Below are 6,015 nucleotides of genomic sequence, written 5' to 3' on the forward strand. Positions count from 1 at the left end.
GGATTGCCCATCGCGCCCATATTGGTGGAAAGGTCGCCGGGTCCGACGAAGAGGACGTCGACGCCATCCACCGCCGCGATCTCGGCAGCGTTCGCCACGCCCGTCTCGCATTCGATCTGCACGGCCAGCAGTTGCTGCTCGCGCGCCCGCCCATGATAGCCGGCGATGCGGCCGAATGCGTTGGCGCGGTGGGCGACCGAGAATCCCCGGAAGCCGGCCGGAGCATAGGTCATCGCGGCAACGATGCTGCGCGCCTGATCCGCCGTCCGCACATTGGGGATCATCAGGCTGCGCGCGCCGATGTCCATCGCTTGCTTGATCAAATTGGGATCGTCGGAGGGCAGCCTCACCACCGCCTCACTGTCGAAGCCGCCCATGACCTGCAGCTGGGCCATGATGCTGCGCAAATCGTTGGGGCTGTGTTCGCCATCGATCAGCAGCCAGCCGGCTCCAGAGCCTGCGACAATTTCCGTGGTGAGGGCTGAAGCCAGCGAGCACCAGATGCCGATATGGGCTCGCCCGGCTGTCACGGCAGCCTTCAGCGTATTGGGGCGCTCTTGCATTTTCCGGTCAGTCTCCGATGTGCGAAAGGGATGTTGAAATTTGTATGATGTCCTATATCATACGGCAATAATTTGCTGCAAGTGCTGTGCATGCCGACCTTGGTGCAGGGTTTGAGGCCGACCACTCGTCCCTCGTCCAGGCACTGGAGATCCTCAGCGCCCATGAACTGTCAAAAGAAAAGGAGTGAACCGATGCGCGGAACCGGCAAGGCCGACATCTTCGTGATGCTGGCCCATCCCGTGGCACACGCCAAGAGCCCCGGCATATTCAACGAGATCTTCGAGCAAAAGAGCCTCGACAGCCTCATGGTGCCATTGAGCTGCCGCCCGGAGGATTTCGAAACCTTTTGGGCCGGCATCACGGCGGCCGAGAACATCCGCGGTGTCATCATCTCGGTGCCGTACAAGGTCGCGGTCTATCACAAATGCACCGCCGCTCACGACCGCGCCGCGCGGGTGCAAAGCGCCAATTCCGTGCGCCGGCTGCCCGATGGCAGCTGGTACGCCGACAATTTCGACGGCGTGGGCTTCATCGATGGCCTCAACGCAGGCGGACATGAGATTGCCGGCCGCCGCATTCTCCAGGTCGGAGCCGGTGGCGCCGGCGCGTCCCTGGCCTATTGTCTCGCCGAAGCCGGCGCGGAAGAGATCCGCCTTGCGGACATCGATACCGGCCGCGCCGAAAAACTGGCGGCGCTGGTTGCGCTGGTCTTCCCGAAATGCCGCATCCATGTCGGCGAGGCAGATCCTTCCGGCATGCATATGGCCATCAACGCCACACCGGTCGGCATGCATGCCGGCGACCCGCTGCCGCTGGACGTGAGCCGGCTGACCCCGGACATGACGGTCGTGGATATCATCATGGAGCCCGCCGAGACCGCCCTGCTAAAGGCGGCAAAAGAGATTGGCTGCCGCATTCAGCCGGGGCGCCCGATGATGGATTTCCAGGTCCGGGCCATGTCCGAATTCTTCGACATCGAGCGCAAGGGCCGCGGCAATGGCTGAGACATTGACGGCCGTCGTCATCGGCGGCACTTCCGGCATCGGACGCGCGATAGCGCTGCGCTTTGCCGAGGATGGCTACCATGTGGTCGTCGCCGGCAGGGATGCGGCACGGGGCAATGAGGCGGTTGGCGCCTGCAAGGCGGCGGGCGCACCGCGCGCGCTATTTGTCCAAACCGATGTTGCCGAATCCGGCTCGGTGGAAGCGCTGGCGCAGGCCGTCAGCGCTGCGTTCGGCACACCTCAAATCGTCGTCAATTGCGCCGGCATCCTGCAGAGCGGCAAGCACGTCCTCGACCAGGATCTGGACGAGGACGAGAGGATGTGGCGGGTGAATTATCGCGGCACCCTGCTGGGTTGCCAGGTGTTCGGCCGGCTGATGTCGGCTGCCGGGCGAGGCGCGATCCTGAATGTCGGCTCGCTCGCCTCTTTCGCGCCGCTGTCCCTGCCCGCCTACACGCCCGGAAAGCATGCCGTTCTGGCCTTGACCCAGATCCTGGCCGCCGAACTCGGTCCGCATGGTGTGCGCGTCAATGCGGTGGCACCCGGCTACACGCTTTCGGACGGTCTGAAAGCCAGGATCGCCAAGGGAGAGCGCAACCCCGAAGCCATCCAGGCAACCACCGCGCTGCGCCGCTTCGTCGAGCCGCGCGACGTTGCCGAGGCCGCACTGTTCCTCTGCTCCGACCGCGCCGCATCGATAACCGGTGTGACCCTGCCCGTCGACGCTGGCTGGCTCGTTCAGGCGCCCTACGCGCAATATCTGCAGGGAAACCCCATCCGGCAGACGCCGGCAATCTGACCCCATCCAGCGGAGGCCGGAAATCTGACAAGGACAACAATCCAGTGAGTGACATCAAGCGCTTCGACTTCGACACCCGCATCCACCACGGGGTCATCCACAATGGCACCCTCTACCTCACCGGCCAGGTCGCAAAGCCGGGTCAGTCCGCCGCTGACCAGATGCGCGAGGCGCTCGGCAAGGTCGACGTCCTGCTTGCCAAGGCCGGTACGGACAAGACCCGCATCCTTCACGTGCAGATGTGGCTGGACGACATCAGGGATTTCGACGAAGTCAACACGGTCTGGGACGCATGGATGCCGAAGGAGCACGCACCGGCGCGCTCTTCCGGCGAAGGACGCATGGCCAAGCCCGGAATGCTGGTCGAGCTGATCGTCACCGCGGCGGTTTGAATGGCCTTGCCGGTTCGGGCATCATCCTGCATCTGGCATCGGACTGGGGAACACTGATGACGAAGCGCAAGCCACTTTCCACCGTCGTGGCCGAGAGCCTGTCCGAAAAGATCCGCTCCGGGCAGTTGCTGCCCGGCGCCCAATTGCCGACCGAGGCAGAGCTTTGCGCCGAATACGACGTCAGCCGCACGGTGGTGCGGGAAGCGGTGGCGCGATTGCGCTCCGAGGGCATGGTGGTGCCGCAGCAAGGACGCGGCATGTTCGTCAGCGAAACGCCGGCGCCGCGCAATTTCTCGATACCGGACGAGGCCCTCAGGACCTTGCCGGAAACCATCGCTCTGCTCGAACTGAGATTGAGTGTCGAGGTGGAGTCCGCCGGGCTGTGCGCCGAACGGCGCACCGATGCGGAGGCGAATGCAATCCGGGCCCTGATGGAACAGGTCGACGCCCAGCAGGCGGATCCCGCAGCCGTCCAGATCCACTATGACTATGATTTCCATCTGGCGATCGCCAAAGCCGCAGGCAACGAATTCATCCACGGCTTCCTGAGCTATCTCAGGCCGATGATCGTTCCACGCTTTCAACTGGGTTATGTGGTCACATCAGCGCTCAAGGACAGCTACTACGCCCGCATCCATAACGAACACAAAACCATCGTGGACGCTATCGAAAGGCAGGACGGTCGCGCTGCTCGCCAGGCCATGCGCAAGCATCTGCACAACAGCCTCGGGCGCGTGCGCGCTTTGGCCCGGGCTTCAGGCGTCGCGGCGACCGAGGCCGAGCAGAAGGCGGCCGCGGCATCGCTCTTTACCGATATGAAGAGGCCTGCCCCGACAGGAGGGTGAGGCCGGCGACTTCGCTTCGCATGCGCAGGCGCGTGGACCAGATTGGCCACGCATTGCGAAAGCCTTGTTTTTGCTCTGCCGGCCAGCGACACCCGTTTTCCGACGCATTGAAAGCGCCATTCTCCCAGCGTTTCCTTGGGTTTTCGGCTTCCGCGATCGTGCGGACACCCCAGTAAGTTTCGCAGGCTGAACGGGCTTTCGAAAGTTTATCTTTCCTTTTTGCTGGTTTTCTTGGTTTCGCGGCATCGGCCCAGGCCGCAGACTGAAACCAGGCAATCAGGGAAACCCACGTGACGACAGCCTTCATCACAGGTGCAACGAGCGGCATAGGGCGGGCCATGGCGATCGCGTTGAGCGACGCCGGCTATGACGTCTATGCGGTCGGGCGCAGCCAGTCCGCGCTCAAGGCGTTGCAGGCCGAGCGATCCGGCATCGTGCCCATCGCTGTCGATATCACCGATCGCGAGGCGCTGGAGGCTGTTCTGGCGGATCTCACCATCGACGTGCTGATCAACAATGCCGGGATCATGCCGCCGCTGGGCAATTTCGCCGACATGAAGATCGCCGACATCGACTCCACGCTGGAGGTAAACCTCAGCGCAGCAATCATGCTTACCCGCCTCGTCGTTCCGCAGATGCGCGAGCGGCAGTCTGGCCATATCTTGTTCACCGGCTCCACCGCGGGCCACGCGGCATATTCCAACATTGCCGTCTATTCAGCCACCAAGGCGGCGATATCAGGTTTTGCCGCCGCGTTGCGCGCCGACCTCTCCCCATCAGGCATACGCGTCACCGAGATCGTCGCCGGCCGTGTCGAGACGCAGCTCTACCAGGACATCCTCGACGCCAAGGCGCGCACGGCCATGTACGCCAGCAAAGTGGTGCAGCCGGACGACGTGGCCAGAATGGTCGTCGCGGTGCTCGGCCTGCCCGCATGGGCCGACGTTACCCGTTTTGACATCATGCCGACCTGGCCGACCTCGCCAAGCGGCACCAAGTAAGGAAAAACTGGAATGAAGGATCTTTCCGTTCTGATCGTTGGTGGCGGCGCCGGCCTCGGCGCGCTTCTGGCCCGGATGGCTGTAGAGGCCGGAGCGGCGAAGATCGGCATAATCGACATCAACCAGGACGCCGCCGAAGCCGCGCTAGAGCCGGCAAAGGCCAACGGCCTGCCGACCGCGACCGCCCTATGCGATATACAGATCGGTCCTCAGTGCCACGCCGCCTTCGACGCCATCGTTTCGAAGCTCGGGCGTATCGATACATTGATCAATTGCGCCGCGATCTACCCTCGCCGCCCGCTCCTCGAGATCAGCGATGCCGATTGGGACGCCTCCAATGGCATCAACATCAAAGGCACCTACCACATGATGGTGGCGGCCGTTCGCCATATGCAGTCGCAGGAGCCGAAGAGCCATGTGCGCGGGCGGATCGTGAACCTGACCTCTGTCGACGCTTTCAAGGCGCATCCGCAGAACGCCCACTATGCGGCAACCAAGGCCGCCGTGGTCAGCCTGACGCGCTCCTTCGCCCATGACGTCGCAAAACACGGAATCCTAGTGAATTCGGTGGCCCCCGCAGGCATGGCCACGGAGCGGGCCAAGGCCCTCGGCTTCCTGGAGGAACTGGCCAAGGCGAGCCCGCTGGGTCGTGGTGCCGAGCCTACGGAGATTGCCGAGTGGGTGCTCATGACGGGCGGTCCCAAGAACACCTATATGACCGGAGAAAACGTAATTGTTTCAGGTGGTTATATATACGCCTGAGTTGTTTTAACGGCGCCTGCGGCGCTGAATTGTCCAACAGGAACGCAAGCGAAAGGAGGTGGAATACACGATGACCGGCAAGCTCCGCCTTCCCTCGCTGAATGCGCTTCGCGTCTTCCACGCCGTCGCGCAGCACAAGAGTTTTCGGCAGGCGGCGGACGAATTGCTGGTCACGCCGCAGGCCGTCGGACAGCAGATCAAGCTTCTGGAGGATACGCTTCAGGTGACGCTGTTCGAGCGCAAGGGGCGGTCGGTCGAATTGACAGAATCGGCTATCCTTCTCTCGCACTATGTCAAAGCCGGGTTCGACGAGTTTTCGGAAGGTGTTCGCCGCGTCACCAAGTCGAACTACCGGGACCGCATCAACCTGAATGCGAGCCCCTATTTCGCGACCCACTATCTGTTGCCTCGTCTGTCCCTGTTCCGGGAGATATTGCCGGGTGCGGATCTGCGCCTGACGACGATGGTCGACCTGCCCGATTTCGGACGTGACGACATCGATATGACCGTCCAGTGGGGCTACGGCAATTGGCCGGACTACGAGACCATCCTGCTGGTGCCGGATCCGAAGGTCATCTGCTGCACTCCGGCCATCGGCGAAAGCATCAAGTCGGCGCAGGACCTGACGCTGTTCACATTGCTGGACAC

8 protein-coding genes are annotated in these 6,015 nt (G+C 62.8%); 7 read left to right on the forward strand and 1 reads right to left on the reverse strand.

Annotated elements, in window-relative coordinates; translation table 11 throughout:
• The coding region (locus tag EN935_RS18910) for an aldolase/citrate lyase family protein (RefSeq protein ID WP_127373513.1) at positions 1 to 563 on the reverse strand (563 nt) is incomplete at its 3' end.
• 192 nt (positions 564 to 755) lie between these two features.
• On the opposite strand from EN935_RS18910, the gene EN935_RS18915 reads away from it, so the two are divergent.
• From EN935_RS18915 to EN935_RS18945, 7 genes are all read left to right on the forward strand, one after another.
• Positions 756 to 1,568 carry a shikimate dehydrogenase gene (locus EN935_RS18915; protein WP_109660183.1) on the forward strand — a complete coding sequence of 271 codons (813 nt, stop codon included), beginning with the start codon at positions 756 to 758 and terminating at the stop codon, positions 1,566 to 1,568.
• Positions 1,561 to 2,367 (forward strand): SDR family oxidoreductase, encoded by an 807-nt coding sequence (locus EN935_RS18920; protein WP_109660181.1) that lies wholly within the window; start codon positions 1,561 to 1,563, stop codon positions 2,365 to 2,367. Before EN935_RS18915 ends, EN935_RS18920 begins: the two co-directional genes overlap by 8 nt.
• A 44-nt stretch (positions 2,368 to 2,411) precedes the next feature.
• A complete protein-coding gene (locus EN935_RS18925) occupies positions 2,412 to 2,759 on the forward strand; it encodes a RidA family protein (protein WP_109660178.1) in 348 nt (115 codons plus the stop codon).
• Between the two features lie 56 nt (positions 2,760 to 2,815).
• On the forward strand, positions 2,816 to 3,604 hold the full coding sequence (locus tag EN935_RS18930) for a FadR/GntR family transcriptional regulator (protein ID WP_164757896.1): 789 nt from the start codon (positions 2,816 to 2,818) through the stop codon (positions 3,602 to 3,604).
• Between the two features lie 290 nt (positions 3,605 to 3,894).
• On the forward strand, positions 3,895 to 4,605 hold the full coding sequence (locus EN935_RS18935) for an SDR family oxidoreductase (protein ID WP_127265585.1): 711 nt from the start codon (positions 3,895 to 3,897) through the stop codon (positions 4,603 to 4,605).
• A gap of 12 nt (positions 4,606 to 4,617) precedes the next feature.
• Positions 4,618 to 5,367 (forward strand): SDR family oxidoreductase, encoded by a 750-nt coding sequence (locus EN935_RS18940; protein WP_109660172.1) that lies wholly within the window; start codon positions 4,618 to 4,620, stop codon positions 5,365 to 5,367.
• Between the two features lie 70 nt (positions 5,368 to 5,437).
• Positions 5,438 to 6,015 (forward strand): LysR family transcriptional regulator (locus EN935_RS18945; RefSeq protein ID WP_127373514.1); only part of this gene is annotated, 578 nt, incomplete at its 3' end.

The organism is Mesorhizobium sp. M7D.F.Ca.US.004.03.1.1 (assembly GCF_003998635.1).
Lineage (GTDB): Bacteria > Pseudomonadota > Alphaproteobacteria > Rhizobiales > Rhizobiaceae > Mesorhizobium > Mesorhizobium loti.

Bases quoted from the DNA above. Each gene is read 5' to 3' on its own strand.
- EN935_RS18920 (WP_109660181.1), top strand. From the start codon at position 1,561: ATGGCTGAGACATTGACGGCCGTCGTCATCGGCGGCACTTCCGGCATC.
- EN935_RS18940 (WP_109660172.1), top strand. From the start codon at position 4,618: ATGAAGGATCTTTCCGTTCTGATCGTTGGTGGCGGCGCCGGCCTCGGC.
- EN935_RS18915 (WP_109660183.1), top strand. From the start codon at position 756: ATGCGCGGAACCGGCAAGGCCGACATCTTCGTGATGCTGGCCCATCCC.
- EN935_RS18930 (WP_164757896.1), top strand. From the start codon at position 2,816: ATGACGAAGCGCAAGCCACTTTCCACCGTCGTGGCCGAGAGCCTGTCC.